Origin of the sequence: Streptosporangium sp. DT93 (genome assembly GCF_049844535.1) — a bacterium.
GTDB lineage: Bacteria > Actinomycetota > Actinomycetes > Streptosporangiales > Streptosporangiaceae > Streptosporangium.
This window is the reverse complement of sequence record NZ_JBNCLF010000012.1, coordinates 106,113-131,179: the sequence shown is the minus strand read 5'-3', so window position 1 is coordinate 131,179 and position 25,067 is coordinate 106,113. Positions and strand designations below refer to the sequence as shown.

Sequence of the window (25,067 nt, the reverse complement as noted above, 5' to 3'; positions counted from 1 at the left end):
CCCTCCGACTGCGACGGCGCAGGTCATCTCGGACGAAGTATCCGTCGGCGGATGGGCCGCGGCAAGGGGTGAGGGGGAGGTCAGGCCAGGCGCGCGACGACGAGGTCCCAGACCGTGTCGGCCAGCGTCTCCTTGGGGCCGCGCGGGATGTCGGTCCGCCCGCCGCCGGAGTCCAGGACCACGGCCGCGTTGTCGGGGGTGCCGAAGGCGAGGTTCTCGCCGACCTGGTTGACGACGAGCAGGTCGCAGCCCTTGCGGGCCAGCTTGGCCCGCCCGTTGGCGAGGACGTCGTCGGTCTCGGCCGCGAACCCCGCGATCACCGCCGGGTACGGCGTGACGCCCTCGCGCCGCCGCTCCCCCAGCTCCGCCAAGATGTCCGGATTTTTCACCAGATGGATGGCGTCGGGGTCGGCGCCGGTCTTCTTGATCTTCGATCCGCTCCGGGCGGCGGGCCGGAAGTCGGCGACGGCGGCGGCCATGACCACGACGTCGGCCCCCTTCACCGCCTCCAGCACGGCGGCGCGCAGCTCCAGGGCCGACTCGACCCGGATCACCTCGGCCCCCGCCGGGTCGGGCAGGGCGACGTTGGCGGCCACCAGGGTGACCTCGGCGCCGCGGGCCAGCGCCGTGCGGGCCAGGGCGTACCCCTGCAGGCCCGAGGAGCGGTTCCCGATGAAGCGGACCGGGTCGATCGCCTCGCGCGTCCCCCCGGCGGAGATCACCACGCGGCGGCCGGCCAGGTCGGCGGGACGCCCGCCCAGGACGCGCCGGCAGACCTCGAAGATCTCTTTGGGGTCGGGCAGCCGGCCCCGGCCGGTGTCGGCGCCGGTCAGGCGGCCCACCGCCGGGTCCAGGACGATCGAGCCGCGCGTCCGGAGCGTGGCCACGTTCGCCCGGGTGGCGGGGTGCTCCCACATCTCGGTGTGCATGGCCGGGGCGAACACCACCGGGCAGCGCGCGGTGAGCAGGGTGTTGGTCAGCAGGTCGCCGGCCAGCCCGTGGGCGGCCCTGGCGAGCACGTCGGCGGTGGCCGGCGCGACGACCACGAGGTCGGCGCCCTGCCCGATGCGGACGTGCGGCACCTCGTGCACGGACTCCCACACGTCGGCGGTGACCGGGTTGCCCGACAGCGCGGCCCAGGTGGGCTCGCCGACGAAGCGGAGCGCCTCCCTGGTCGGGACGACCCGTACATCGTGGCCAGACTCGGTGAACAGGCGCAGCAGTTCGCACGCCTTGTAGGCGGCGATGCCCGCGCTCACACCGAGGACGACGCTCGGCCTGCCGGGCACGGAAGCCGCGGGAGCCGTGAGAGCCACGGGAGCCACGGGAGCCTCTGTGGCGACGGGGGCCACGGTGGTCTCACCGTCCTCGTCGGTCCTGGCGTCCCGGCCGGCCGTGCCGTCCTGGTCGGGGGTCCGCACGGAGGGGGTCAGCCCTCGATCGGCTCGGAGGTGAGCAGGCCCTCGCTGACCTCGCGGAGCGCGATGGAGAGCGGCTTCTCCTGCGCGTGGGTCTCGACGAGCGGGCCGACGTACTCCAGCAGGCCCTCGCCGAGCTGGGAGTAGTAGGCGTTGATCTGACGCGCCCGCTTGGAGCCGAAGATCACGAGACTGTACTTGCTGTCGACGATGTCGAGCAGGGCGTCGATCGACGGATTGGTGATGCCTTCGGAGTAGGCGGCGCTGCTTGCCACGTGGATTTCCCCTAGCTAGGTGAACGTCCGAGGCGTGAACCCTCGGGAGCATCAGCCAACAAGGCTATCAGCCGGTGGCACACCTCCCGGACGGACGTGTTGACGAGCGTCACGTCGAACTCCTGCTCGGCCGCCATCTCGATCCGGCCGGCCGCCAGCCGGCGGGCGATGACGTCCTCCGGCTCGGTGCCCCGGCCGCGCAGCCGCTTCTCCAGCTCCGCCCAGCTCGGCGGGGCCAGGAAGACCAGCAGCGCCTCCGGCATGCTCGCGCGGACCTGACGGGCGCCCTGCAGGTCGATCTCCAGCAGGGTGGGAACCCCGGACGCGAGCCGCTCCAGCACCGGGCCGCGTGGCGTCCCGTAGCGGTTGCCGGCGAACTCGGCCCACTCCAGCAGCTCGCCCGAGGCGGCGAGGCGGTCGAACTCCTCGTCGCCGGCGAAGAAGTACTCCACGCCGTGGGTCTCCCCCGGGCGGGGCTTCCTGGTGGTCACCGAGACCGACAGCCACACCTCGGGGTGTGCCCGCCGAAGCTCGGCGACGACCGTGGACTTGCCGACGCCCGACGGCCCGGAAAGGACCGTCAGGCGCCTGCCTCCCGGCAGGCCGGTGAGGGCTGACGCCCCCCTCGGACTCCCGGCCGGGGATGTGGAGCGACCGGCCCCGCCCTCGGCGGGTGCCTCCGGAGCCCGACTCCTGTCGGACCACGACGTTCCGGTCACTCCAAACCCCCCATGATGCGCCCCCTGCGGGGTCAGCGTGCTCGTACGAACCGAGACTAGCTCTCGGCTCCACCGAACTCGCGCTCGAGCGAGGCCCGCTGGTTCGTACCCAGGCCCCGCACGCGGCGGGACTCTGCGATGCCGAGCCGCTCCATGAGCTGCTTGGCGCGGACCTTGCCCACGCCGGGGAGCGACTCAAGGAGAGCCGAAACCTTCATCTTGCCGATGACGTCGTCGGCCTGCCCGTCTTTGAGCACCTCAGCCAGAGAGACCGCCCCGTGCTTCAGGCGGTTCTTCACCTCGGCACGCTCTTTGCGGGCCTTGGCAGCCTTCTCTAGGGCTGCGGCGCGCTGCTCAGGGGTAAGGGGAGGAAGAGCCACGCCGGGTCACCTCGAATTTCCTGTCGATGTACTCGGACGGGATGGGAAACTAGCTGGTCATGGCGCTTCAAGCAACGTCAAGGCCACTTTATCCCCCGAGAAAATCTACTTCGTGACTTTCCGTACTCCCGACCTTGCGCTGTGTGGACGAAACTACGCTCAGGGCCGAGTTTTCCGGGGTTGCGCGCGTTCGCCCCGAACCACGTTCGGGGTCGGGTCCCCGGCCCCGAACGGGCTCGCGCTCAGGCGCCGCGGCCGGTGGCGACGGACGTCCTGCGAAGGGCCGCGGCGATGCCCGCGGCGGTCGCGCCGGGGTCGGCCGAGCCGGTGATCGGCCGCCCGATCACGAGCAGGTCGGCGCCGTCGGCGAAGGCCTGCTCGGGGGTGGCCACCCTCGCCTGGTCCTGGCTCGCGGTGCCCGCGGGCCGGACGCCGGGGGTGATGAGCGTGATGTCAGGGCCGACCTCGGCGCGGACCGCGGCGACCTCGCGCGGCGAGCAGACCAGGGCCTGCGCGCCGGCGCCCACGGCCAGGGTCGCCAGGCGCCGTACGGCGTCCTCGGGCGGGCCGTTGACGCCCATCCGCTCCAGGTCGGCCTCGGACAGCGAGGTGAGCAGCGTGACCGCGGCGATCTGGGTGTGCGGCATGGCCTCCACCGCCGCCCGGATCATCGCCGGGCCGCCGCCCGCGTGGACGGTCAGGATGGCCGGCTTGAGCCGGGCCACGGCCCTGGCGGCGCCCGCGACGGTGTTGGGGATGTCGTGCAGCTTCAGGTCGAGGAAGACCCGCACCCCGCTGGCGCCGCGGACCGAGGCGATCACATCGGGGCCGTAGCGCAGGTAGAGCTCCAGCCCGACCTTGACGGTGGTGACGTGCGGGGTCACCAGGCTCGCCCAGCGCGCCGCGGTCTCGAGGTCGGGCGCGTCCAGGGCGACGGCGATGGGTGCGGGCCTCACAGGGAACTCTCCTCAAGATCTGTACGGTGCCGGGTGGACGCCCCCGGCGGGCGGTGGGCCAGCCCGACCGCGTCGGCCAGCCGGTGGAACCCCCGGGCCGCCAGGAGCTCCTCCAGCTCCCGCAGGATGCGCAGGCAGGCGTAGGGGTCGTGGAACAGCGCGGTGCCCACGGCGACGACACAGGCCCCGGCCAGGATGAGCTCGAAGGCGTCCCTGCCGGTCAGCACGCCGCCCATCCCGATGACGGGCACGCTGGGCAGGGCCGCGTGGACCTGCCAGACGCAGCGTACGGCCAGCGGCCGGATGGCGGGTCCCGACAGGCCGCCGGTGACGGCCGCGAGCGCGGGCCGCATGGCCTCGGTGTCGATGCTCATGCCCAGCGGGTTGTTGATCATCGACAGGGCGTCGGCGCCGCCGTCCACGCACGCGCGGGCGACGGCCACGAAGTCCATCACGTCCGGGGAGAGCTTGGCCACCACCGGCACGTCGTAGCGCATCACCGAGCGCACCGAGGCGATCACCTCGGCGCTGGCCGCGCCGTCGCGGGCGAAGACCCGGCCGCGGTCCTCGATGTTGGGGCAGGACAGGTTGACCTCGACGGCGGTGACGCCGGGGGCGTCGGTGAGCCTGCGCGCCAGCGCGGTGTACTCGGCCACGGTGCCGCCGCCGATGGAGACCACGGTCCGCACGCCCCGCTGGGCCAGCCAGGGCAGCTCGCGCTCCAGGAAGGCGTCCACGCCCGGCCCCTGCAGCCCGACGGCGTTGAGCATGCCCGAGGGCGTCTCGGCCATCCTGGGCGTCGGACGGCCCGCCCTGGGGGCCATGGTGATCGACCGCGTGGTCAGCGCGCCGATCCGGGCCAGGTCGAAGAACTGGGCCAGCTCCGAGCCGGACGCGGCGCACCCCGCGGCCGTGACGACCGGGTTGGCCAGTTCCACGTGCCCCAGGTACGTCCGCATGTCAACCGACATTGCGCGTTCCCCCACCGGGTGCTCCCAGCGCGTCGAACGGGATCGTGCCGACGTCGTCGAAGCGGACGCGCTCGCCCCGGAAGACCGGTCCTTCGACGCACGAGCGCACCATCCGGGTGACACCGTCGTCGCCGATGACCGGCAGCACGCACGTCATGCAGACGCCGATGCCGCACGCCATGCGCTCCTCGACGGCCACCTGGACCGGGATGTCGAACTCGACCGCCACCGCGGTGACGCCGCGCAGCGTCTCCAGCGGGCCGCACGCGTAGACCGCGTCGGCCCGCACGTCGGCGATCACGCCGGGCAGCACGTCGGTCACCCGGCCGCGCATGCCCAGGGAGCCGTCCTCGGTGGTCAGCGTGGTGGTCTCCCCCATCCTGCGGGCGCGCAGCGCGCCGAAGACCCGGTCGGCGGAGTCGCCGCCGAGGACGAAGTCGACGCGGCAGCCGCGCCCCTGCAGGGCGTCGGCCACCGTGAACAGCGTCGCCGAGCCGTGCCCGGCGCCGACCAGCACGCACGTCACCGGGTCGCGGGGCAGCGGGAACGGGCGGCCGAGCGGGCCCACCAGGTCCAGCGGGTCGCGGGCGCGGCGCTCGGCCAGCCAGGCCGTGCCGGGGCCGCGCACCGCGAAGACGAACTCGACCGTGCCGCCGTAGTCGGGCTTGACGTCGTGGACGGAGAAGACACGGCGCGTCAGCATCGACGTCGTCGGCCCTCCCACGGCCACCGCGACGAAGTGGCCGGGGCGGAAGCGCTCGGCGATGCCGGGCGCCACCACGGTCAGCGCATGGTAGGCGTCGACGCGGCGCGTCGTCAGCACCGTGCCCGTCACCTGTACCGGGGTAACAGGCGTCTTTCTCACCTCCGACTACGGCACCGGCCCCACTCCTCGGACGATCTCGCGGCCCCCTCGCTCAGGCGCCTCTCAGCCCCCTGGCGTGCTCCTGCAGGGACCGTACGCCGATGTCCCCGCGGACGATCGCCTGGATCCCCTGGACGGCGGCGGCCAGGCCCTGGACGGTGGTGATGCAGGGGATGCCCCGCAGCACCGCGGCGGTGCGGATCTCGTACCCGTCCAGGCGGGGGCCCGCCTGCCCGGGACTGCCGAAGGGGGTGTTGACGATGAGGTCGACCTCCCCGCCGAGGATCTGTCCCACGATGGTCGCCTCGCCTCCGGGGCCGATGCCTTCGCTGTGCTTTCGCACGATCTTGGCATGGACGCCGTTGCGGCGCAGTACCTCGGCGGTGCCTTCGGTGGCCAGGATCTCGAAACCCAGGTCGGCCAGGGCCTTGACCGGGAAGATCATGGCGCGTTTGTCGCGGTTGGCCACCGAGACGAACGCCCGCCCCTTGACGGGCAGCGACCCGTAGGCGGCGGCCTGCGACTTGGCGTAGGCGGTGCCGAAGAAGGCGTCGATGCCCATCACCTCGCCGGTGGAGCGCATCTCGGGGCCCAGCACGATGTCCACCCCGCGGAAGCGGTTGAAGGGCAGCACCGCCTCCTTGACCGCGATGGGGGCGTCCAGCGGCAGGGTGCCGCCGTCGCCGGTGGCCGGCAGCAGCCCCTCGGCGCGCAGCTCGGCGACGGTGGCGCCCAGCATGACGCGGGCGGCGGCCTTGGCCAGCGGCACGGCCGTGGCCTTGGAGACGAACGGCACGGTACGGCTGGCGCGCGGGTTGGCCTCCAGCACGTACAGGATGTTGGCCGACATGGCGTACTGGACGTTCAGCAGGCCGCGCACGCCGACGCCGCGGGCGATGGCCTCGGTGGCGGCGCGGATGCGCTTGATGTCGTGCCCGCCCAGGGTCATCGGCGGCAGCGAGCAGGCCGAGTCGCCCGAGTGGATGCCGGCCTCCTCGATGTGCTCCATCACCCCGCCGAGGTAGAGCTCCTCGCCGTCGAACAGGGCGTCGACGTCGATCTCGACGGCCTCGTCGAGGAACTTGTCCACCAGCACCGGGTGGGTGCTCGCCGCGCCCGCCTGGTTCATGTACGTCACCAGCGTGGCGTCGTCGTAGACGATGGCCATGCCGGCGCCGCCCAGCACGTAGGAGGGCCGCACCAGGACGGGGTAGCCGATCTCGGCGGCGATGGTCAGGGCCTCGTCGGCGGTGACGGCGGTGCCGTGCCTGGGCGCGGGCAGGCCTGCCTCGGCGAGCACGCGGCCGAAGGCGCCGCGCTCCTCGGCCAGGTGGATCGACTCGGGCGAGGTGCCCACGATCGGCACGCCCGCGTCCTTGAGCGACTGGGCCAGGCCCAGGGGGGTCTGGCCGCCGAGCTGGACGATCACGCCGACGACCGGGCCGGTCTGCTGCTCGGCGTGGACGACCTCCAGGACGTCCTCCAGCGTGAGGGGCTCGAAGTAGAGGCGGTCGGAGGTGTCGTAGTCGGTGGAGACGGTCTCGGGGTTGCAGTTGACCATGACGGTCTCGTAGCCGGCCTTCGACAGCTCGAAGGAGGCGTGCACGCAGGCGTAGTCGAACTCGATGCCCTGGCCGATCCTGTTGGGCCCCGAGCCGAGGATGAGCACCTTGGGCCGCTCCCCGGTGGGGACCTCGGTCTCCTCGTCGTAGGTGGAGTACAGGTACGGCGTCTGGGCGGCGAACTCGGCGGCGCAGGTGTCGACGGTGTTGTAGACCGGCCGCACGCCCAGGGCGTGGCGCAGGTCGCGCACGCGCGCCTCGTCCATGTCGCGCAGCTCGGCGATCTGGGCGTCACTGAACCCCGAGCGCTTGACCCGGGTGAGGATCTCGGCGGTCAGCTGCGGCGCCTCGCGCAGCTCGGCGGCCGTCTCCTCGATCGCGAAGAGCTGGTCCAGGAACCACGGGTCGACGGAGGTGGCCTCGAACAGCTCCTCCGTCGTGGCGCCGGCCCGGATGGCCTGGTGCATGGTGACCAGCCGCCCGTCGTGCGGGGTGCGGCAGGAGGCCAGCAGCTCGTCCCTGGAGCCGGGCTCGCCGGCCCAGGTGAAGGAGGAGCCCTTCTTCTCCAGCGACCGCAGCGCCTTCTGCAGCGCCTCGGGGAAGGAGCGGCCGATCGCCATGGCCTCGCCCACGGACTTCATGTGCGTGGTCAGCGTGGCGTCGGCGCCGGCGAACTTCTCGAACGCGAACCGCGGCACCTTGACCACGATGTAGTCCAGGGAGGGCTCGAACGAGGCCGGGGTCTCGGCGGTGATGTCGTTGGGGATCTCGTCCAGCGTGTAGCCGATGGCGAGCTTGGCGGCGATCTTCGCGATCGGGAAGCCGGTCGCCTTGGAGGCCAGCGCCGAGGAGCGCGACACCCGCGGGTTCATCTCGATCACGACCATGCGGCCGGTGGCCGGGTCGACGGCGAACTGGATGTTGCAGCCGCCGGTGTCGACGCCGACCTCGCGGATCACCGCGATCGCCACGTCGCGCATGTTCTGGTACTCGCGGTCGGTGAGCGTCAGGGCGGGGGCGACGGTGACGCTGTCGCCGGTGTGCACGCCCATCGGGTCGATGTTCTCGATCGAGCAGACGATGACGACGTTGTCGGCCCGGTCGCGCATCACCTCCAGCTCGTACTCCTTCCAGCCCAGGATCGACTCCTCCAGCAGCACCTCGGTGGTGGGGGAGGCGTCCAGGCCGGCGCCGGCGATGCGCCGCAGGCCGTCGTCGTCGTGGGCGAAGCCCGAGCCGACGCCGCCCATGGTGAAGGAGGGCCGCACCACGAGCGGGTAGCCCAGCTCGCCGGCGGCGGCCAGGCACTCGTCCATGGTGTGGCAGACCACCGAGCGCGCCGACTCGGCGTTCAGGCCGCGCTCGGCGGCGACCTTGGCCACGATGTTCTTGAACAGCTCCCGGTTCTCCCCGGCCTGGATGGCGTCCACGTCGGCGCCGATCAGCTCGACGTCGTAGCGCTCCAGCACGCCGGCCTCGTACAGGGAGATGGCGGTGTTGAGGGCGGTCTGCCCGCCCAGGGTGGGCAGCAGCGCGTCGGGCCGCTCCCGGGCGATGATCTTCTCGACGATGTCGGGGGTGATCGGCTCGACGTAGGTGGCGTCGGCGAACTCCGGGTCCGTCATGATCGTGGCCGGGTTGCTGTTGACCAGGATCACCCGGAAGCCCTCGGCGCGCAGCACGCGGCAGGCCTGGGTGCCGGAGTAGTCGAACTCGCACGCCTGGCCGATCACGATCGGCCCGGAGCCGATCACCATGATCGACCGGATGTCGGTGCGCTTAGGCACTGTTACGTCCCTCCGTGCTCGTGGCCGTGCTCGTGCCCGCGTCGGTCGCGGCCCGCCCGCGCTCCATGAGCGCGCAGAAGTCGTCGAACAGCCCGGCCGAGTCGTGCGGGCCGGCCGCGGCCTCGGGGTGGTACTGCACGCTGAACGCCGGGCGCTCCAGCAGGCGCAGTCCCTCCACGCAGTCGTCGTTGAGGTTGACGTGGGTCACCTCGCCCGGCCCGAACGGCGTGTCGAACGTCCCCCGCAGGGGCGCCCGCACCGCGAAGCCGTGGTTGTGCGAGGAGATCTCCACCTTGCCGGTCCCCTGGTGGCGCACCGGCTGGTTGACCCCGCGGTGGCCGTAGCGCAGCTTGTAGGTGCCCAGGCCCAGCGCCCGCCCGAACACCTGGTTGCCGAAGCAGATCCCGAAGAACGGCACCCCGGCCTCCAGCACGCCGCGCAACGCCTCCACCGGCCCGTCGGCGGTGGCCGGGTCGCCGGGGCCGTTGGAGAAGAACACCCCGTCCGGGGCGCTCTCGAGGATCTCCGCGGCCGTGACCGAGGCCGGCAGCACGTGCACCTCGCAGCCGCGCTCGGCCAGCCGGTGCGGCGTCATCGCCTTGATCCCCAGGTCGACCGCGGCCACCGTGAAGCGCCGCTCGCCGATGGCGGGCACCACGTACGGCCGGGTGGTGGTGACCTCCCCGGCCAGGTCGGCGCCCTCCATCGCGGCTCCGGCCCGGACCCGCTCCAGCAGCTCCTCCACCGGCGCCAGCGCGGGACCAGAGAACACCCCGGCGCGCATCGCGCCGCGCTCGCGCAGGTGGCGCGTCAGCGCCCGCGTGCCCGGCATCGCGATGCCGACGACGCCCTGGTCGGCGAGGTAGTCCTCCAGTGACCCCCTCGAGCGCCAGTTCGAGGCCACCCGGGACGGCTCGCGCACCACGTACCCGGCCACCCAGACCCGCTCCGACTCCGGGTCCTCCTCGTTGACGCCGGTGTTGCCGATGTGCGGGGCGGTCATCGCGACGATCTGGCGGTGGTACGACGGGTCGGTCAGCGTCTCCTGGTAGCCGGTCATGCCCGTGTTGAAGACCATCTCGCCGAAGGTCTCCCCCTCGGCCCCGTAGGAGGTCCCGTGGAAGACACGTCCGTCCTCCAGCACCAATACCGCGGTCATTCACCCACCCCGATCGTCTCGGTAACAACACCACAAAGTATGAAATATCCGGCACGTCGGGGTGTCGTCCGTCCGCCATGCGGGACGCGGCCGCCTCCCGGCGGGGAGGGCAGGGTCCTCCGGCGCGCCACGGGCCCGCTCAGGGACCCGGTCACGGGCGTCATGTGAGCTTCCCGTCCAGGACGGTGGGCCTGCCGCGCAGGAAGGTCGCCACCACCCGCCCGGGCAGGGTCAGCCCCTCGTACGGCGTGTTGCGGCTCTTGGAGGCGTATCCCGCCGGGTCGACCGCGGCGCGCGCCGCCGGGTCGTACAGGGTGATGTTGGCCGGCTCCCCGGCCGCGATCGGCCTGCCGTGCCCGGCGACCCTGCCGATCCTGGCGGGGGCCGCGGACATGCGCTCGGCGACGCCGGCCCAGTCCAGCAGCCCGGTCTCCACCATCGCCTCCTGGACCACCGCCAGCGCCGTCTCCAGGCCGATCATGCCCATGGCGGCGGCGGCCCACTCGGTCTCCTTGTCCTCGACCGGGTGGGGGGCGTGGTCGGTGGCCACGCAGTCGATCGTGCCGTCGGCCAGGGCCTCGCGCAGCGCCTCGACGTCCGCGCGGGTGCGCAGCGGCGGGTTCACCTTGTAGATCGGGTTGTAGGAGCCCAGCGGGGAGTCCTCGACCAGGTCGTCGGTCAGCAGCAGGTGGTGGGGGGTCACCTCGGCGGTGACGTCCCAGCCCTTGGACTTGGCCCAGCGGATGATCTCCACGGAGCCGGCGGTGGAGACGTGGCAGATGTGCAGGCGCGAGCCGACGTGGGCGGCCAGCAGGCAGTCGCGGGAGATGATCGCCTCCTCGGCGACCGCGGGCCACCCGGTCAGGCCGAGCCTGCCGGAGACCGCGCCCTCGTTCATCTGCGCCCCGGCGGTCAGCCTGGGCTCCTGGGCGTGCTGGGCGACGACGCCGTCGAAGGCCTTGACGTACTCCAGCGCGCGGCGCATGAGCACCGCGTCCCAGACGCACTTGCCGTCGTCGGAGAAGACCCGCACCTGGGCTGCGGAGTCGGCCATGGCGCCGAGCTCGGCGAGGCGCTCGCCCCGCAGGCCGACGGTGACGGCCCCGACGGGACGCACGTCGCAGCGGCCCGACTCCTGGCCCAGGCGCCAGACCTGCTCGACGACGCCCGCGGTGTCGGCGACCGGGTCGGTGTTGGCCATGGCGTGCACGGCGGTGTAGCCGCCCCTGGCCGCGGCCCGGGTGCCGGTCTCCACGGTCTCGGCGTCCTCGCGGCCGGGCTCGCGCAGGTGGGTGTGCAGGTCCACCAGGCCGGGCAGGGCGATCAGGCCCGCGGCCTCCACGACCTCGACGTCCCCGGCGCCCGTGCGCTCCCTGAGGCCCTGGCCGATCTCCGCCACCAGCCCGTCGCGGATCAGGATGTCGGCGCTGTCGCCGCCGAGGATCCCGGCGCCCCTGATGATCAGGGCCCCTCCGGTGAGGTCCTTACGCTCGTCCATCTACGTCTCCCCCGAGGTCGGCGCCGCTGAGCAGCAGGTACAGGACGGCCATGCGCGCGGTCACGCCGTTGGCGACCTGCTCGACGATCGTCGAGCGCGCCGAGTCGGCCACCTCGGCCGCGATCTCCATCCCCCGGTTCATCGGCCCGGGGTGCATCACGATGGCGTGGTCGGGCATCTTGGCGACGCGGTCGCGGTCGAGCCCGTAGCGGCGGCTGTACTCCCGCTCGGTGGGGAAGAACGCCGCGTTCATCCGCTCGCGCTGCACGCGCAGCATCATCACCACGTCGGACTTGGGCAGCACCCCGTCCAGGTCGTAGGAGACCTCGCACGGCCAGGTGTCCACGTTGACCGGGAACAGGGTCGGCGGGGCGACCAGCGTCACCTGGGCGCCGAGCGTGGCCAGCAGCAGCACGTTGGAGCGCGCGACCCGGCTGTGCAGCACGTCCCCGACGATGGTGACCCTGCGCCCTTCCAGCGGGCCGAGGCGGCGGCGCATGGTGAAGGCGTCCAGCAGGGCCTGGGTGGGGTGCTCGTGGGTGCCGTCGCCGGCGTTGACGACGCTGCCGCGCACCCAGCCGGCCAGCCGGTGCGGCGCGCCGGAGGCCCCGTGGCGGATGACGACGGCGTCGGCGCCCATCGCCTCCAGGGTGAGGGCGGTGTCCTTGAGCGACTCCCCCTTGGAGACGCTGGAGCCCTTGGCGGAGAAGTTGATCACGTCGGCCGACAGGCGCTTGGCCGCGGCCTCGAAGGAGATCCGGGTGCGGGTGGAGTCCTCGAAGAAGAGGTTCACCACGGTGCGTCCCCGCAGGGTGGGGAGCTTCTTGATGGAACGTTCCGAGATCTTCGCCAGCTCGTCGGCGGTGTCCAGGACGAGCAGGGCGTCCTCGCGGGTCAGGTCGGCCGCGGAGAGCAGGTGCCGCTTCACGCCTTGTCCCCCTTCAGCAGCAGGACCGCGTCGCGGCCGTCGTTCTCCTCCAGGTAGACCTTGACGCTCTCGGACTTGGAGGTCGGCAGGTTCTTGCCCACGTAGTCGGGGCGGATGGGCAGCTCGCGGTGCCCCCGGTCGACCAGGGCGGCGAGCTGCACGGCCTGCGGGCGGCCCAGGTCGTTGAGGGCGTCGAGCGCGGCGCGGACGGTGCGGCCCGAGTACAGGACGTCGTCGACCAGGACCACGAGGCGGCCGTCGATGCCGTCCGCGGGCAGCTCGGTGCGGCCCAGCGCACGGGCCGGCCGCAGCCGCAGGTCGTCGCGGTACATGGTGACGTCGAGGGAGCCGACGGGGACCTCACGGCCCTCGAACTGCCTGATGTGGGCGGCCAGGCGGCGGGCCAGATGGACGCCACGGGTGGGGATGCCCAGCAGGACGACGTTCTCGCCGCCCTTGGTGCGTTCGAGGATCTCGTGGGAGATGCGGATGAGGGCCCGGTTGATGTCGGGTTCCTCCAGCACGGCGCGGGCACCTGCCGGCGCGCGCGAAACGGCCTCGGCCAAGGAGTAACACCACCTTTCCCGCCTCACGGGACGGGTCTTAAAGGAAGTCGATGGCCTCACGCTACCAGCCGGGCCCCGATTCGCCCGGGGCGGGGGCGGGACCGCCCCGGACGGGGCGAGGTCGCTTCAAGAGCGAACAAATATCCAAATCTCTTCAGACTTCCGGTGCTTATGGTGGGTATGCGGCTTACATCCGCCTCATGGCGGAGCATGTCCGGGCGCCCGGGGGACCCCCGGCACCGTCCGCCCGCCGCTCTCGCCACCAGCCGAGAAGGAACCCCTATGACCTTTCACGTCGACTCCGAGGTCGGCCGGCTCCACCAGGTCCTGCTGCACAGGCCCGAGCTCGCCCTGAAACGGCTCACGCCGTCGAACAAGGACGACTTCCTCTTCGACGACGTGCTCTGGGTGCAGCGCGCCGTGGAGGAGCACGAGGAGTGGCAGAAGCTCCTCCTCGACCAGGGCGTCGTCGTCCACATGCTCTCCGACCTGCTCCGCGAGACCGTGGAGATCCCCGAGGCGCGCAAGCACATCCTGGACGGGGTCGCCGACGAGCGCTTCTTCGGCCCGATGGCCGTCGACGCCGTCCGCAACGCGCTGGACTCGATGGACTCGACGACGCTCCCGCGCTACCTCACCGGCGGCATCACCAAGCGCGAGATGGTCGAGATGGGCACCGACCCCAAGAGCCTGGCCTTCCACACCCTCGGGCCGGACGACTTCGTCCTGCCCCCGCTGCCCAACCACCTGTTCACCCGCGACACCTCCTGCTGGATCTACGACGGCGTCTCGATCAACGCGATGAAGAAGAAGGCGCGCCGTCGCGAGACCGTCAACATGGAGGCGATCTACCGGTACCACCCGATCTTCGCCCCCGGCTACGACCGGCCGGACGAGGGCGGCTACAACGTCTGGATGGCCGGCACGCCCTCGGCGCCCGCCACCATCGAGGGCGGCGACGTCCTCGTCCTGGGCGGGGGCGTGGTGCTGGTGGGGATCAGCGAGCGCACCCAGCCGCAGGCGGTGGAGATGCTCGCGCGGAGCCTGTTCGCCCGGGGCGCGGCCACGAAGATCGTCGCGCTGAACATGCCGAAGGCGCGGGCGTTCATGCACCTGGACACGGTCATGACCAACGTGGACGTCGGCGTGTTCACCAAGTTCGCCGGGCTGGGCATGCTGCCCTCCTACACGGTCGAGCCCGGGGACAACGAGAAGGAACTCAAGATCACCGACCATCCCGCCGAGGACATGCACCGGGCCGTCGCGCGGGCGCTCGGGCTGGACGACATCAAGGTCCTGACCGCCACCCAGGACGTGTACGCCTCCGCCCGCGAGCAGTGGGACGACGGCTGCAACGTGCTGGCCCTGCGGCCGGGCGTGGTCGTGGCCTACGAGCGCAACACCACCACCAACAACCACCTGACCGCGAACGGGATCGAGGTGATCACGATCCGGGGCAGCGAGCTCGGCCGGGGCCGCGGAGGCCCGCGCTGCATGAGCTGCCCGCTGGAGCGCGAGGGCGTCTGAGCGGCCGGGCCGCGGAGGCCCGCGCCGCACGAGCCGCCCGCCCGAGCGCGAAGGACGTCCGAGCGGCACGAAAGGGCCTGGTCTCTCCCCCGGGCACGACGGATCATCACCGTAGGAGGCACGGCGCAGGAGAGGGGGACGGATGACTTCGATGATCCGTCGGCTGTCGCGTACCAAGCCGACCGAGGAGATCGTCGCGGAGGGCGGCCACGGCGAGGGCGGCGAGCTGCGCAGGACCATGACGCTGTGGCAGCTCACCCTGTTCAGCGTCGGCGCCACGCTGGGGACCGGCATCTTCGTGATCCTCGGCCAGGCCGTGCCCAAGGCGGGCCCGGCGGTGGTCGTCGCCTTCCTGCTGGCCGCGGTCACCGCCCTGTTCTCCGCGCTCTCCTACGCCGAGCTGGCGGGCACGATCCCGGTGGCCGGGTCGTCGTACTCCTACGCCTACGCGACCCTGGGCGAGCTGGTGGCGTGGGTGTGCGGCTGGTGCCTGATGCTGGAGTACGCCGTCTCGGTGGCGGCGGTGGCGGTCGGCTGGGGGGAGTACCTCAACTCCTTCCTGGGCGACCTGTTCGGCTGGACGCTGCCCGCGGCCCTGACCAACTCCCCCGGCCAGCAGGGCGGCGTGATCAACCTCACCGCGATCCTGATCGTCGTGCTGGCCACCTGGCTGCTGCTGCGCGGCGCCTCGGAGAGCGCCGGCGCCAACGCGGTCTTCGTGCTCATCAAGATCGTGGTGCTGGTGTTCTTCTGCGTGGTGGCGTTCACCGCGTTCGAGGCGGGCAACCTGACGCCGTTCGCGCCGCTGGGCGTCGCGGGCATCACCGCGGCCGCCTCGCAGGTGTTCTTCTCCTACATCGGCTTCGACGCGGCCTCGACGGCCGGCGAGGAGGCCAAGAACCCCAAGCGCGACCTCCCCCTGGCGATCATGCTCTCGCTGGGCGTCGTCACGCTCGTCTACGTCCTGGTGGCGCTGGCCGCCGTCGGCGCCATGCCCTGGCAGGAGTTCGACCCCGAGAGCACCGAGGCCGGCCTGTCCCTGATCGCCAAGCAGGCGTCCGGCGCCACCTGGCCGGGGCTGGTCATCTCCTTCGGCGCGGCCATCGCCATCGCCAGCGTGGTGCTGACCGTGCTGTACGGCCAGACCCGCATCCTGTTCGCCATGTCGCGCGACGGGCTGATCCCGAAGGTCTTCGCGAAGGTCAGCGCGCGCCGCCAGGTGCCGGTCGCCAACACCCTCATCGTGGCCGCGTTCGTCTCGGTGCTGGCCGGGTTCATCCCGCTGGGGCAGCTCGCCGAGGCCACCAGCATCGGCACCCTGTTCGCCTTCGCGATCGTGAACCTGGGCGTGCTCGTGCTGCGCCGTACCCGCCCGGACCTGCCGCGGAGCTTCAGGACGCCGCTCTTCCCCCTCACCCCGATCCTCGGGGTGATCTTCTGCATCGTGGTGATGGCCGGTCTTGCCGGTGTCACCTGGCTGGCCTTCGGGATCTGGATGGCGGTCGGCCTGCTCGCCTACTTCCTCTACGGCTACCGCCACTCGCGTCTGAACCGGAGCGACCGATGAAGATCGAACATGTGCTCGCCGGGTTCGTCCCGGGCTCGGGCGGCCGGGACGGGCTGGCGCTGGCCCTGCTGCTGGCCAGGCAGGCGGGCGCCAGGCTGACCGTCGCCCACGTGCACGTGCCCGCCTGGACCACGCCGGGGCCCGGCAAGGTCGACGCCGAGTGGCGGGCCCACGTCGACCGGCAGGCGGCCCGGACGCTCTCGGCGGCGCGCGAGCGGCTGTCGGGCGTACGGGACGTGGAGATCGATCTCCTCTCGCACGGGGACCGCGGCAGCGGGCGCGGCCTGGCCGCCCTCGCGGGCCGGATCGGGGCCGACGTGGTGGCGATCGGCCCGGCGCCGCGCGGCGCGCGCGGGCGCATCTCCGTGGGCAGCACCGCCGACCAGCTCCTGCACGGCTCGCCGGTGCCGGTGGCCCTGGCGCCCCAGGGGTACGCCGTCACGGCCCCGGACAGGCTGGCCCGCCTGGCGGTGGCCTACCGGCGCGGCCCCGCCTGCGCCGAGACCGTCCGCCAGGCCGCCACGGTCGCGGCCGGGATGGGCGTGCCGCTGCGCCTGATCACCCTGGTGGTGGGCGGCGGGCGGCGCGGCGGGGTCGACCGGGAGATGCTCGGACGGGTGCGCGAGCGGGCCGCGGCCGACCTGGAGGCCGCGTCCCTGGCCCACGGGAGCGCCGGGGCCTCGCCCGGGGCCTCGTCCGTGACCGGGGGCGGCGCCGGGGTGACGGTGGAGATGGAGGTGCTGGAGGGCGGGGACGTGGGGGCGGCGCTGGCGAGCTCCGGCTGGCACGAGGACGCGCTGCTGATCTGTGCCTCCAGCCGGACGGGACCGTTGCGCCGGGTATTCCTCGGCGACACCTCCCTGAAGATCATACGCGCCTCGCCGAGTCCGGTGATCATGTTGACCCGGATTCCGCGGACGACGCGGGAGACGGCCGAAAACCCCGGAAAAACCTGATGTTTCGCCCACCTTCATGGGACGATCTCGGCGTTTGAGGCGGATCCCACCGGACGGGATTCGGCATCTTTTTTCCAATCAGCTTGACCTTAGGCGCCCACCGCTTTACCGTCACTGTCCGTAACCGTACCTCGGAGCGTTATCGGATGAACCCTGACGCACCGGTCACCACGGGTGCCTGCCCCGGGCACAACCCGGTGATTGGGGCATAAGTTGCGAGGTAGCACAATCAAGTTGAGAGCAGTACATAAGAGAGCCGGGGGGCCACACCATGCCGTCTGAGTACGCCAAGTCACTGGGTGGAAGACTTCGTGCCATCCGCACCCAGCAGGGCCTGTCCCTGCACGGGGTCGAGGAGAAGTCCCGTGGGCGCTGGAAGGCGGTGGTCGTCGGATCCTACGAGCGTGGCGACCGCGCCGTCACGGTGCAGAAGCTTGCCGAGCTTGCTGATTTCTACGGGGTGCCCGTCTCGGAGCTGCTGCCCGGAGGGGCCGCTCCCAGCCCCCTCGGCCCGACACCGAAGCTTGTCATCGACCTTGAGCGCCTCGCCCAGCTCCCCAAGGAGAAGGCCGGCGCGCTCGCCCGCTACGCGGCCACCATCCAGAGCCAGCGCGGCGACTACAACGGCAAGGTGCTGTCCATCCGCCAGGAGGACCTGCGCTCCCTCGCCGTCATATACGACAAGTCCCCCGGCGAGCTCACCGAGGAGCTCATCGGCTGGGGCGTCCTGGACCCCGAGGCTCGCCGGGCCGTCGAATCCTTCTGACCGGCCGACCGGTCGTGGGTGCGCCGGCCCCGGCGTGCCCACCCGCCGACGATCCTGCTCTCACGGCACCGCCAGGACCTGGAGGCCCTCCGGCACCGTCGTTTCCCCTCGGGCGTGACCGCCGGGGCTTCCACGCCCGATTACGCTGAAAGCCGTTCCTCCCGCTTGGGCGCTTGCCACTGTGGTAGGAAAAGGCAGACATGCCCTCGGCGAGATGTGGTGGAGATGGCTCCGGGAGACGATCGGCCCGATCGCTCTCGATCGCGCCCTGAGAACCGCCTTCGTGCCCTGGCGACCTCGCTGGGCTCCACCCGGACGAAGGCCTTCCTCCGCCTGCTGACCTCGATCGGCACCACCAGGACGCAGGACACCCTCAAGCTCCTGCCGTTCATCGTGATGGGCGTGGTGGCCCTGATCGACTTCGGCTCGGGCCCCACCTCCGGCCTGCTGCCGCTGCTCGCCCTCGGCCCGGCCTTCGCCAGCGTGGCGTGCGGGCTGACCCGCACCACCGTGGTCGGGGTCGTCGCCCTGGCCCTGTGCGTCGCGCTCGGCCTCTACAACGACATCCTGTGGATGCCCCGCACCAACATCACCATGGTCGCCATCCTGGGCGTCACCGTGGCCAGCGTGCTGGCCAGCGCCGGGCGGCTGCGCCACGAGAACCAGCTCGCCGACGTGCGCTCGGTGGCCGAGGCCGCCCAGCGGGTCCTGCTGCGGCCGGTGCCGCGCCGGGCCGGGCCCGGCATCGGCGTGGCCGTCTCCTACACCTCGGCCACCGCCGAGGCCAGGATCGGCGGCGACCTGTACGAGGTCGTCAGCACCCCGCACGGGGTCCGGATCATCGTGGGAGACGTCCAGGGCAAGGGCCTGGAGGCCGTGGAGACCGCGGCCGTGGTCCTCGGCGCCTTCCGGGAGGCGGCCCACGACGAGGGAACGCTCCAGGGCGTGGTGACCCGCCTGGAGAACGCCCTGACCAGGGAGCTCTCCGGCGAGCAGTTCGTGACCGCCGTGCTGGCCGAGATCGGCGGCGGGTCCGCCATAACGGTCGTCAACTGCGGCCACCCGCCGCCCATGGTGCTCGGCGGCGACGGCGGCATCTGGTTCGCCGACCCGCCGGACGAGGCGCTCCCGCTGGGCATGAGCTCGCTGCAGGTCAGCCGTCCGCAGCCCTACCGCGTCCCGTTCCAGCCGGGCGACCAGGTGCTCTTCTACACCGACGGGGTCATCGAGGCCCGCGACGAGGCCGGCGAGTTCTACCCGCTGGCCGAGCGGGCGCACCTGCTGGACGGCGCCGACCCGCAGGGGTCGCTGGACGAACTCCGCGCCGACCTGCTGCGCCACGTGGGCAGGCCCCTGGGCGACGACGCCGCCATGCTGCTGCTCCGCCACCGCGCCGCCCATCGCACCTCCTCGGCCGCCTGAGACCGAGAAGGCGCCTGAGGGAGGCCGGGACGGGCTATCCGGCCAGGGGGACGCGGCCGGGGAGCATGGGCTGGGTCGGCACGCCGAGCAGGTCCTCCACCGCGGTGACGAAGCGCTCGGCCTCGGAGATGAGCTCCTCGGCGTCCCTCGACGACACGACGCGGGTCATCCCCGCCTCGGCCGAGGCACGCTTGGCGGCGCTCATCTCGAAGTAGGGCGCCCAGTCGGCCAGCCGGGGCTCGGCCTCGGGCAGCAGCTCCCAGGCGCTGCGGAGCCGGCGCCTGCGGCCCTGCATGGGACGGGGGCGCGCGGCCAGGACGGCTGCCGCCGCCCTCAGCGCCGCGAGGTGCGCCGCGACGTAACGTGTGGCGGACGTCCTTGCGGCGGCGGCCTCTTCGAGGCAGTCACGCGCGTCTGTGAGGTGCGCCCGCACCGTGGGGGACAACCGGGGCCCGCCGGAATCGCTGAGCCGAGGGTTCATGCGCTTCAGCCTCCTAGGTCGCAAGCGGCTCCCGGCGTTCTCGCCGGTGGTTACCACACTCGCAGACCCCACCGACAAATCCGCCGGACGGCCGGACGAGGAGCTTCCCCTCTCCCCGCCCGTCCCGAACGGACCTGGTCGTCTCCGCCGACGACGCCGGGCCGCTCGACCGCCCTGGACGCGGGCCGCGAGCCCCGCGTCATTACCATCGAACATAAATTCGACCACTCGCACTGTCAAGGGAAACGGCGAACAAAAGTTCGATCTTCGGCATCCGTTCACGCACGCGAAAGCCCCGGGAGGAGAACCTCCCGAGGCTTTCGACGGGACTCGGACCGGCGCACCGAGATCGATCGGCCGACGCCGGCCGTGGCGTCCGCTAGCGGACGAACCTGCCTCGTACGTGGACCGGCACCCCCGTGCCGAGCAGGCCGGGAAGGACCTCGGCCACGTGCATCGGCAGCCGGACGCAGCCGTGGGAGGCGGGCGCCAGCGGCACCGACAGCGCGCCGTGGAAGGCGATGCCGCCGTTGAAGAAGATCGGGTTGTAGAGCTGTCCCAGGTAGGAGACGTGCCAGCCGTCCCGGCGCCAGGTGGTCTTGTAGTCGCCGGTGGGCGTGCGGGCGTTCCCGCAGAACCGCTGGGTCCTGCCCTGCCAGGTGGCCGTCTCGCAGTAGGCGATCCCGCTGCCCGAGGAGGTGTGGCTGATCAGCTTCACCGTCCCGCCGACGTAGAGGACCATCACCTGCCTGGCGAGGTCGACCTCCACCCGGGTCGGCTTGCCGTTGCCGACCAGCACCCTGGGCGCCCGCGGCGCGTCCAGGGCGGTCCAGGTCCTGCGCGCCACCGTGCTGGTCGGCCGGATGCCGTTCACCTTCTGGAAGGCCCAGACCGCGGCCAGGGTGGCCCCGCCGTAGCGGCCGTCGATCCTGCCCGGCGCGTAGCCGAGGGCGGCCAGCCTGCCCTGCAGCACCTTCACCGCGGCGCCCTTGGCGCCGAGCTTGAGCGTCTTGCCGGGCGCGGCGAACCCGGACCCCCCGTACGCCGCCCCACCGGACGACCCCGTACCCGGGAACGCCGCCCCGGGCGACACCGCGCCGGACGACCCCGTACCGGGGAACGCCGTCCCGCTCGCGGCCGTGGCCGTCGCCGGGGCGACCGCGGCCGGTGCCGCGGCGGCCGTCCGGGACGCCGAGAGCGCCGGGGAGGCCGGGAACACCGAGACCGAGGAGAAGAGCACGGCACCCGCCGTCGCCAGCGCGGCCGCTCCCGGCCGCCGTCCAACCCCCATTTTCAACCAACTCCTCATATCACTATTGATCGGGTCAAGGGACCATAGCGCACGTCTCTCGCGCGCAAGCGAACGGTTGTGAGGCGGCAATCGGCCGCCGATCTGTTTAGAGTGTCCGCGTGCCAGAAAAGTTGCATCCGAACGTCGAGAAGGTCGCCGCGGCGCTGCGCGAGCACGGCGTCCCGGGCGAGATCGTCACCTTCGCCGAGGCCACCCCGACCGCCGCCACCGCGGCGGCGCAGCTCGGCTGCGAGGTCGGGGCCATCGCCAACAGCCTCATCTTCGAGGCCGACGGCGATCCGCTCCTCGTGCTCACCAGCGGCGCCCACCGGGTGGACACCGGCCTGGTCGCGGAGAGGATCGGCGCGGCGAGGGTCCGGCGCGCCGACGCCGCCTTCGTCCGGGCGGCCACCGGTCAGGCCATCGGCGGGGTCGCCCCGATCGGCCATCCGGCTCCGATCAGGACGCTGGTCGACGTCTGGCTGGGCGGGCACGAGGTCGTCTGGGCCGCCGCGGGCCATCCGCACACCGTCTTCCCGACCTCCTTCGACGAGCTCGTCCGCATCACCGGCGGCGTTCCCGTCCAGGTCGAGTGAGGGTTCCCGCGTCCGGCCGCACCCGGCCGGCAGGCCGGCTCCGTGCCCGCACGGCCCTGCTAATGTGCGACGCGTGATCGGACTGCGACGGATCGGCCCCGACGAGTTCACGCTCCGGCTGGACGCGGTCCTCGACGTCTACACCCGGGCGATGGAGCCGCCGGCCGACCAGCTCTCGGGCCGCAGGGCGATCATGCGGAACCACGCCGCCCATCCCGCCTTCACCTGCCTGTTCGCCGAGGACGAGGCCGGCACCCCGGTGGGCGTGGCGTACGGCTTCCACGGGGTCCCCGGGCAGTGGTGGCACGACGTGGTCCGCCGGGCCCTCGTCGAGCGGTACGGCGAGGACGACGCCCGGCACTGGCTGGGGGACGCGCTGGAGCTCGCCGAGATCCACGTCCACCCCGACCACCAGGGCAGGGGCATCGGCCGGGCGCTGGTGGCCGGCCTGTGCGCGGGCCGCCTGGAGCGCACCGCCGTGCTCTCCACCCGCGACGGGCACACGACCGCCCGGCACCTGTACCGCAGCGTGGGTTTCGTGGACCTGCTCACCCGGTTCGTCTTCCCCGGCGGGCACGAGCGGTACGCGATCCTCGGCGCGCCCCTCCCGCTGGGCGGCTGAGAGACCCGGCCGGGACACCGCCCCGGCCGGTCGCACCACCTGGTCGTACCGCCTGGCCACACCGCCTGAGTACCGCCTGGCCACGCCGCCTGAGTCACGTCGGCCGGGTCGCCCCGGGCGCCGGTCCCGCCCGCGCCCGGAGCCCGTCGGCGCCCGTCGGCGCCCGCTCAGACCCGCACGGAGGCGGGCCGCGACGTGTGGTCGAGGGCCTGGAAGACCTCGCGGGTCGCACTGGAGCGGTTGAAGGTGATGAAGTGGATGCCGGGCGCGCCCTCGTCGAGCAGGGTCTGGCAGAGCTCGGCGGCGTGCTCGATGCCCAGGCTCCGCACGGCGGCCGGGTCGTGGGCGACGGCCGCGAACCGCTCGGCCACCTCGGGCGGGAACGGCGCCCCGGAGAGCTGCTCGGACCTGGCGATGGTGCTGATCTGGGTGACGGGCATGATGCCGGGGATGATCGGCGTGTCGCAGCCGGCCGCCGCCACCCGGTCGCGCAGCCGCAGGTAGTCCTCCGCGCGGAAGAACATCTGGGTGATCGCGTAGTCGGCGCCCGCCCGGCACTTGCGCACGAAGTGCTCGGTGTCGGCCTCGATCGACGCCGACCGGGGGTGCTTGTAGGGGAAGGCCGCCACGCCCACGCAGAAGTCGCCGGACTGGCGGATGAGACGGACCAGCTCCTCGGCGTACAGGACGCCCTCGGGGTGGCGCACCCACTCGCCCGTGACGTCGCCGGGCGGGTCGCCCCGGACGGCGAGGATGTTGCGCACCCCGGCCCCGGCGAACCGGCCGACCAGGTGACGAAGCTCACGGAGGGAGTGGTTGACCGCGGTGAAGTGGGCGACCGGGGTGAGCGTGGTCTCGTGCGCGATCCGCTCGACGATGTCGACGGTGCGGTCGCGGGTGCTGCCGCCGGCGCCGTAGGTGACGGAGACGAAGGTCGGGTGCAGCGACTCCAGCTCGCGGACGGCGCGCCAGAGCTGTCGCTCTCCCTCGTCGGTCTTCGGGGGGGAGAACTCGAAGGAGAACGACCGGGCACCGGCGGCGAGGAGCTCGCGGACGGTGGCGACGCGATCGGGAAGGAAGGACGGGCGACCCAGAGCCATGGGGCAAGGATACGTGCCCGGCCCCCTCCGGCGCCCGATCAGAGGGCCCACGTCGCACTTGAGAAGATGGTTCGGAAACGGACACATTGATAGATCGAAATGCACTACCGGGCAGTTAGTCTTTTATTCGAGCTCCTCCCGCGGCCCGAGCCGGTGGATCCGAATATCACAGATCGGTCTCCACATGACTCGGTTGCAGAAATTCCGAAATGTTATGCCATGTAGCGGTTCCTTGGTCGTTCCGGCTCCCCGCCGACCCGGTGGGAACAATCTTGTCGATCATGCGTACGGTGGTCGTGGTGTCACCGTCGCCCGGCACGTCGTCACGGCGGGCGGCACCGCGCCGCGCCTTCCCCCCGGAGCTGAAGCCAAGGGTCTCCACACTGGAGGTATTCGATGACCACTTCCGTAGCCGCGCTGGACACCATCCGCTCCGAAGTGGATCGCTCCCTCCGGCGGTTCGTGGACCAACAGCGCCCGCAGGTCGGCGCTCCGGAACTGGTCCCCCTGGTCTCCGCGGCGGAGGACTTCCTGGCCGGCGGCAAGCGGCTGCGGCCCGCGTTCTGCTACTGGGGCTGGCGCGGCGCGGGCGGGGGTGAGGACCCGGCGCTCTTCACCGCGGCCGCCTCGCTGGAGTTGCTGCAGGCCAGCGCCCTTGTGCACGACGACGTGATGGACGCCAGCGACCTGCGCCGGGGCATGCCCTCGGCGCACCGCAGGTTCGAGAGGCTGCACCGGGAGGCGGGCTGGCACGGCTCGGCGGAGCAGTTCGGCGAGGGCGCCGCCATCCTGCTGGGCAACCTGATGCTCGTCTGGTCCGGTGAGATGTGGCGCAACAGCGGCCTGCCGGCCGCCTCGCTGGCCGCCGCCCAGAAGGTCCACGACGACATGCGCACCGAGCTGATGTGCGGCCAGTACTTCGACCTGCTGGAGCAGGCGCAGGGCGAGGGCACCTTCGAGAGCGCGCTGCGGGTGGCCCTGTTCAAGAGCGGCAAGTACTCCGTGGAGCAGCCGCTCCGGCTCGGCCTGGTGCTGGCGGCGCAGGGCAGGCAGCCCTGGATCGACCGGCTCTGCGAGGAGTACGGGCAGTCGGTGGGCATCGCCTTCCAGCTGCGCGACGACATCCTCGGCGTCTTCGGCGACCCGGACGAGACCGGCAAGCCGGCCGGTGACGATCTTCGCGAGGGCAAGCGGACGATGCTGGTGGCCCGTACGCTCGCCGCCGCCTCCGAGTCCCAGGCCCGGGTGGTGCGCGACACGCTCGGCGACCCGGAGCTGGACGCGGCCGGGATCGACCTGCTGCGCGGCGTCATCGAGGAGACCGGGGCCCTCGTGGCCTGCGAGGACCTGATCAAGGGCTACCTGGAGAACGCGCTCGGCTCGCTGGAGGGCGCGCCGATCCGCCCGGAGGCCCGTACGGCCCTGGCCGACCTGGCGGTGGCCGCCACCTCCAGGCGCACCTGAGCACCCGGCCGCGAAGGACCCGCCCCGAGAGCCCGTCCGGTCATGGACGGGCTCCTGAGGATCACGTAGGGGCTCCGGAAGGTCGCGGACGGCCTCCGGAGGATCGCGCACAGGCTTTCCGAAGGTCGCGGACGGGTTCCGGCCGGGCCCGAGCGGGTTCCGGCCGATCCCGCGCAGGTTTCCGATGCCGG

General features: G+C 72.3%; 23 protein-coding genes. 8 read left to right on the top strand and 15 right to left on the bottom strand.

All coding sequences use genetic code 11. The annotated features are described in order from the left end of the window. Nucleotides 1-80 precede the first annotated feature (80 nt). From coaBC to pyrR, 12 genes are all read right to left on the bottom strand, one after another. On the bottom strand, nt 81-1,289 hold the full coding sequence (gene coaBC, locus ACLQ2R_RS24670) for a bifunctional phosphopantothenoylcysteine decarboxylase/phosphopantothenate--cysteine ligase CoaBC (protein ID WP_425963047.1): 1,209 nt from the start codon (nt 1,287-1,289) through the stop codon (nt 81-83). 140 nt (nt 1,290-1,429) lie between these two features. Next, a complete protein-coding gene (rpoZ, locus tag ACLQ2R_RS24665) occupies nt 1,430-1,693 on the bottom strand; it encodes a DNA-directed RNA polymerase subunit omega (protein ID WP_344896629.1) in 264 nt (87 codons plus the stop codon). Between the two features lie 11 nt (nt 1,694-1,704). Further along, nucleotides 1,705-2,295 carry a guanylate kinase gene (gene gmk, locus ACLQ2R_RS24660; RefSeq protein WP_425963046.1) on the bottom strand — a complete coding sequence of 197 codons (591 nt, stop codon included), beginning with the start codon at nt 2,293-2,295 and terminating at the stop codon, nt 1,705-1,707. A 173-nt stretch (nt 2,296-2,468) separates the two neighbouring features. Next, nucleotides 2,469-2,792, bottom strand: coding sequence for an integration host factor, actinobacterial type (gene mihF, locus ACLQ2R_RS24655; protein WP_344896626.1), 324 nt, complete (start codon nt 2,790-2,792; stop codon nt 2,469-2,471). A gap of 242 nt (nt 2,793-3,034) precedes the next feature. Next, a complete protein-coding gene (gene pyrF / locus ACLQ2R_RS24650; RefSeq protein WP_425962902.1) occupies nt 3,035-3,748 on the bottom strand; it encodes an orotidine-5'-phosphate decarboxylase in 714 nt (237 codons plus the stop codon). Beyond that, nucleotides 3,745-4,719 (bottom strand): dihydroorotate dehydrogenase, encoded by a 975-nt coding sequence (locus tag ACLQ2R_RS24645; RefSeq protein WP_425962901.1) that lies wholly within the window; start codon nt 4,717-4,719, stop codon nt 3,745-3,747. The genes pyrF and ACLQ2R_RS24645 overlap by 4 nt, the downstream gene beginning before the upstream one ends. After that, nucleotides 4,709-5,584: a dihydroorotate dehydrogenase electron transfer subunit gene (locus ACLQ2R_RS24640; protein ID WP_425962900.1), complete on the bottom strand. Its 876-nt coding sequence runs from the start codon at nt 5,582-5,584 to the stop codon at nt 4,709-4,711. The genes ACLQ2R_RS24645 and ACLQ2R_RS24640 overlap by 11 nt, the downstream gene beginning before the upstream one ends. 52 nt (nt 5,585-5,636) lie before the next feature. Next, nucleotides 5,637-8,933, bottom strand: coding sequence for a carbamoyl-phosphate synthase large subunit (carB, locus tag ACLQ2R_RS24635; RefSeq protein ID WP_425962898.1), 3,297 nt, complete (start codon nt 8,931-8,933; stop codon nt 5,637-5,639). Further along, nucleotides 8,926-10,092, bottom strand: a complete 1,167-nt coding sequence (gene carA / locus ACLQ2R_RS24630; RefSeq protein ID WP_425962897.1) for a glutamine-hydrolyzing carbamoyl-phosphate synthase small subunit — start codon at nt 10,090-10,092, stop codon at nt 8,926-8,928. Before carA ends, carB begins: the two co-directional genes overlap by 8 nt. Nucleotides 10,093-10,252: 160 nt before the next feature. Next, entirely contained in the window at nt 10,253-11,590 is a 1,338-nt protein-coding gene (locus ACLQ2R_RS24625; RefSeq protein ID WP_425962895.1) for a dihydroorotase, read from the bottom strand. Beyond that, nucleotides 11,577-12,518 carry an aspartate carbamoyltransferase catalytic subunit gene (locus ACLQ2R_RS24620; RefSeq protein ID WP_425962893.1) on the bottom strand — a complete coding sequence of 314 codons (942 nt, stop codon included), beginning with the start codon at nt 12,516-12,518 and terminating at the stop codon, nt 11,577-11,579. The genes ACLQ2R_RS24625 and ACLQ2R_RS24620 overlap by 14 nt, the downstream gene beginning before the upstream one ends. Further along, the gene (gene pyrR, locus ACLQ2R_RS24615; RefSeq protein WP_425962891.1) at nt 12,515-13,084 is read right to left on the bottom strand and encodes a bifunctional pyr operon transcriptional regulator/uracil phosphoribosyltransferase PyrR; all 570 of its coding nucleotides are present in this window, start codon (nt 13,082-13,084) and stop codon (nt 12,515-12,517) included. The genes ACLQ2R_RS24620 and pyrR overlap by 4 nt, the downstream gene beginning before the upstream one ends. Nucleotides 13,085-13,366: 282 nt before the next feature. Between pyrR and ACLQ2R_RS24610 the strand changes: the two genes are divergently transcribed. From ACLQ2R_RS24610 to ACLQ2R_RS24590, 5 genes are all read left to right on the top strand, one after another. Next, nucleotides 13,367-14,611, top strand: a complete 1,245-nt coding sequence (locus ACLQ2R_RS24610; RefSeq protein ID WP_425962889.1) for an arginine deiminase — start codon at nt 13,367-13,369, stop codon at nt 14,609-14,611. Nucleotides 14,612-14,753: 142 nt separating this feature from the next. Continuing rightward, nucleotides 14,754-16,178: an amino acid permease gene (locus tag ACLQ2R_RS24605; protein WP_425962888.1), complete on the top strand. Its 1,425-nt coding sequence runs from the start codon at nt 14,754-14,756 to the stop codon at nt 16,176-16,178. Continuing rightward, nucleotides 16,175-17,134 carry a universal stress protein gene (locus ACLQ2R_RS24600; RefSeq protein WP_425962886.1) on the top strand — a complete coding sequence of 320 codons (960 nt, stop codon included), beginning with the start codon at nt 16,175-16,177 and terminating at the stop codon, nt 17,132-17,134. Before ACLQ2R_RS24605 ends, ACLQ2R_RS24600 begins: the two co-directional genes overlap by 4 nt. 271 nt (nt 17,135-17,405) lie before the next feature. Then, entirely contained in the window at nt 17,406-17,900 is a 495-nt protein-coding gene (locus ACLQ2R_RS24595) for a transcriptional regulator (protein ID WP_425962885.1), read from the top strand. A gap of 225 nt (nt 17,901-18,125) precedes the next feature. Then, nucleotides 18,126-19,322 carry a PP2C family protein-serine/threonine phosphatase gene (locus ACLQ2R_RS24590; protein ID WP_425962884.1) on the top strand — a complete coding sequence of 399 codons (1,197 nt, stop codon included), beginning with the start codon at nt 18,126-18,128 and terminating at the stop codon, nt 19,320-19,322. 34 nt (nt 19,323-19,356) lie between these two features. Here the strand turns inward: ACLQ2R_RS24590 and ACLQ2R_RS24585 are convergent, their stop codons facing one another. Next, nucleotides 19,357-19,803: an SAV_6107 family HEPN domain-containing protein gene (locus tag ACLQ2R_RS24585; RefSeq protein WP_425962883.1), complete on the bottom strand. Its 447-nt coding sequence runs from the start codon at nt 19,801-19,803 to the stop codon at nt 19,357-19,359. A 379-nt stretch (nt 19,804-20,182) separates the two neighbouring features. Further along, nucleotides 20,183-21,094 (bottom strand): L,D-transpeptidase family protein, encoded by a 912-nt coding sequence (locus ACLQ2R_RS24580; RefSeq protein WP_425962882.1) that lies wholly within the window; start codon nt 21,092-21,094, stop codon nt 20,183-20,185. A 119-nt stretch (nt 21,095-21,213) separates the two neighbouring features. Here ACLQ2R_RS24580 and ACLQ2R_RS24575 point away from each other — a divergent pair, with 119 nt between their 5' ends. Together ACLQ2R_RS24575 and ACLQ2R_RS24570 are read left to right on the top strand one after the other, a co-directional pair. Further along, nucleotides 21,214-21,690 (top strand): YbaK/EbsC family protein, encoded by a 477-nt coding sequence (locus tag ACLQ2R_RS24575; RefSeq protein WP_425962881.1) that lies wholly within the window; start codon nt 21,214-21,216, stop codon nt 21,688-21,690. 73 nt (nt 21,691-21,763) lie between these two features. Then, nucleotides 21,764-22,312 carry a GNAT family N-acetyltransferase gene (locus ACLQ2R_RS24570; RefSeq protein ID WP_425962880.1) on the top strand — a complete coding sequence of 183 codons (549 nt, stop codon included), beginning with the start codon at nt 21,764-21,766 and terminating at the stop codon, nt 22,310-22,312. Between the two features lie 167 nt (nt 22,313-22,479). On the opposite strand, the gene metF is transcribed toward ACLQ2R_RS24570, so the two are convergent. Beyond that, the gene (metF, locus tag ACLQ2R_RS24565) at nt 22,480-23,412 is read right to left on the bottom strand and encodes a methylenetetrahydrofolate reductase [NAD(P)H] (RefSeq protein ID WP_425962878.1); all 933 of its coding nucleotides are present in this window, start codon (nt 23,410-23,412) and stop codon (nt 22,480-22,482) included. 396 nt (nt 23,413-23,808) lie between these two features. Between metF and ACLQ2R_RS24560 the strand changes: the two genes are divergently transcribed. Then, nucleotides 23,809-24,876, top strand: a complete 1,068-nt coding sequence (locus ACLQ2R_RS24560) for a polyprenyl synthetase family protein (RefSeq protein WP_425962877.1) — start codon at nt 23,809-23,811, stop codon at nt 24,874-24,876. Nucleotides 24,877-25,067: the final 191 nt, after the last annotated feature.

What these genes read in the sequence shown, in the direction of transcription:
- ACLQ2R_RS24590 (WP_425962884.1), top strand. Translation starts at nt 18,126, where the DNA reads ATGGCTCCGGGAGACGATCGGCCCGATCGCTCTCGATCGCGCCCTGAG.
- metF (WP_425962878.1), bottom strand. Translation starts at nt 23,412, where the DNA reads ATGGCTCTGGGTCGCCCGTCCTTCCTTCCCGATCGCGTCGCCACCGTC.
- carA (WP_425962897.1), bottom strand. Translation starts at nt 10,092, where the DNA reads ATGACCGCGGTATTGGTGCTGGAGGACGGACGTGTCTTCCACGGGACC.
- ACLQ2R_RS24560 (WP_425962877.1), top strand. Translation starts at nt 23,809, where the DNA reads ATGACCACTTCCGTAGCCGCGCTGGACACCATCCGCTCCGAAGTGGAT.
- ACLQ2R_RS24580 (WP_425962882.1), bottom strand. Translation starts at nt 21,094, where the DNA reads ATGGGGGTTGGACGGCGGCCGGGAGCGGCCGCGCTGGCGACGGCGGGT.
- ACLQ2R_RS24645 (WP_425962901.1), bottom strand. Translation starts at nt 4,719, where the DNA reads ATGTCGGTTGACATGCGGACGTACCTGGGGCACGTGGAACTGGCCAAC.
- ACLQ2R_RS24605 (WP_425962888.1), top strand. Translation starts at nt 14,754, where the DNA reads ATGACTTCGATGATCCGTCGGCTGTCGCGTACCAAGCCGACCGAGGAG.
- ACLQ2R_RS24610 (WP_425962889.1), top strand. Translation starts at nt 13,367, where the DNA reads ATGACCTTTCACGTCGACTCCGAGGTCGGCCGGCTCCACCAGGTCCTG.
- ACLQ2R_RS24595 (WP_425962885.1), top strand. Translation starts at nt 17,406, where the DNA reads ATGCCGTCTGAGTACGCCAAGTCACTGGGTGGAAGACTTCGTGCCATC.
- ACLQ2R_RS24585 (WP_425962883.1), bottom strand. Translation starts at nt 19,803, where the DNA reads ATGAACCCTCGGCTCAGCGATTCCGGCGGGCCCCGGTTGTCCCCCACG.
- ACLQ2R_RS24600 (WP_425962886.1), top strand. Translation starts at nt 16,175, where the DNA reads ATGAAGATCGAACATGTGCTCGCCGGGTTCGTCCCGGGCTCGGGCGGC.
- ACLQ2R_RS24625 (WP_425962895.1), bottom strand. Translation starts at nt 11,590, where the DNA reads ATGGACGAGCGTAAGGACCTCACCGGAGGGGCCCTGATCATCAGGGGC.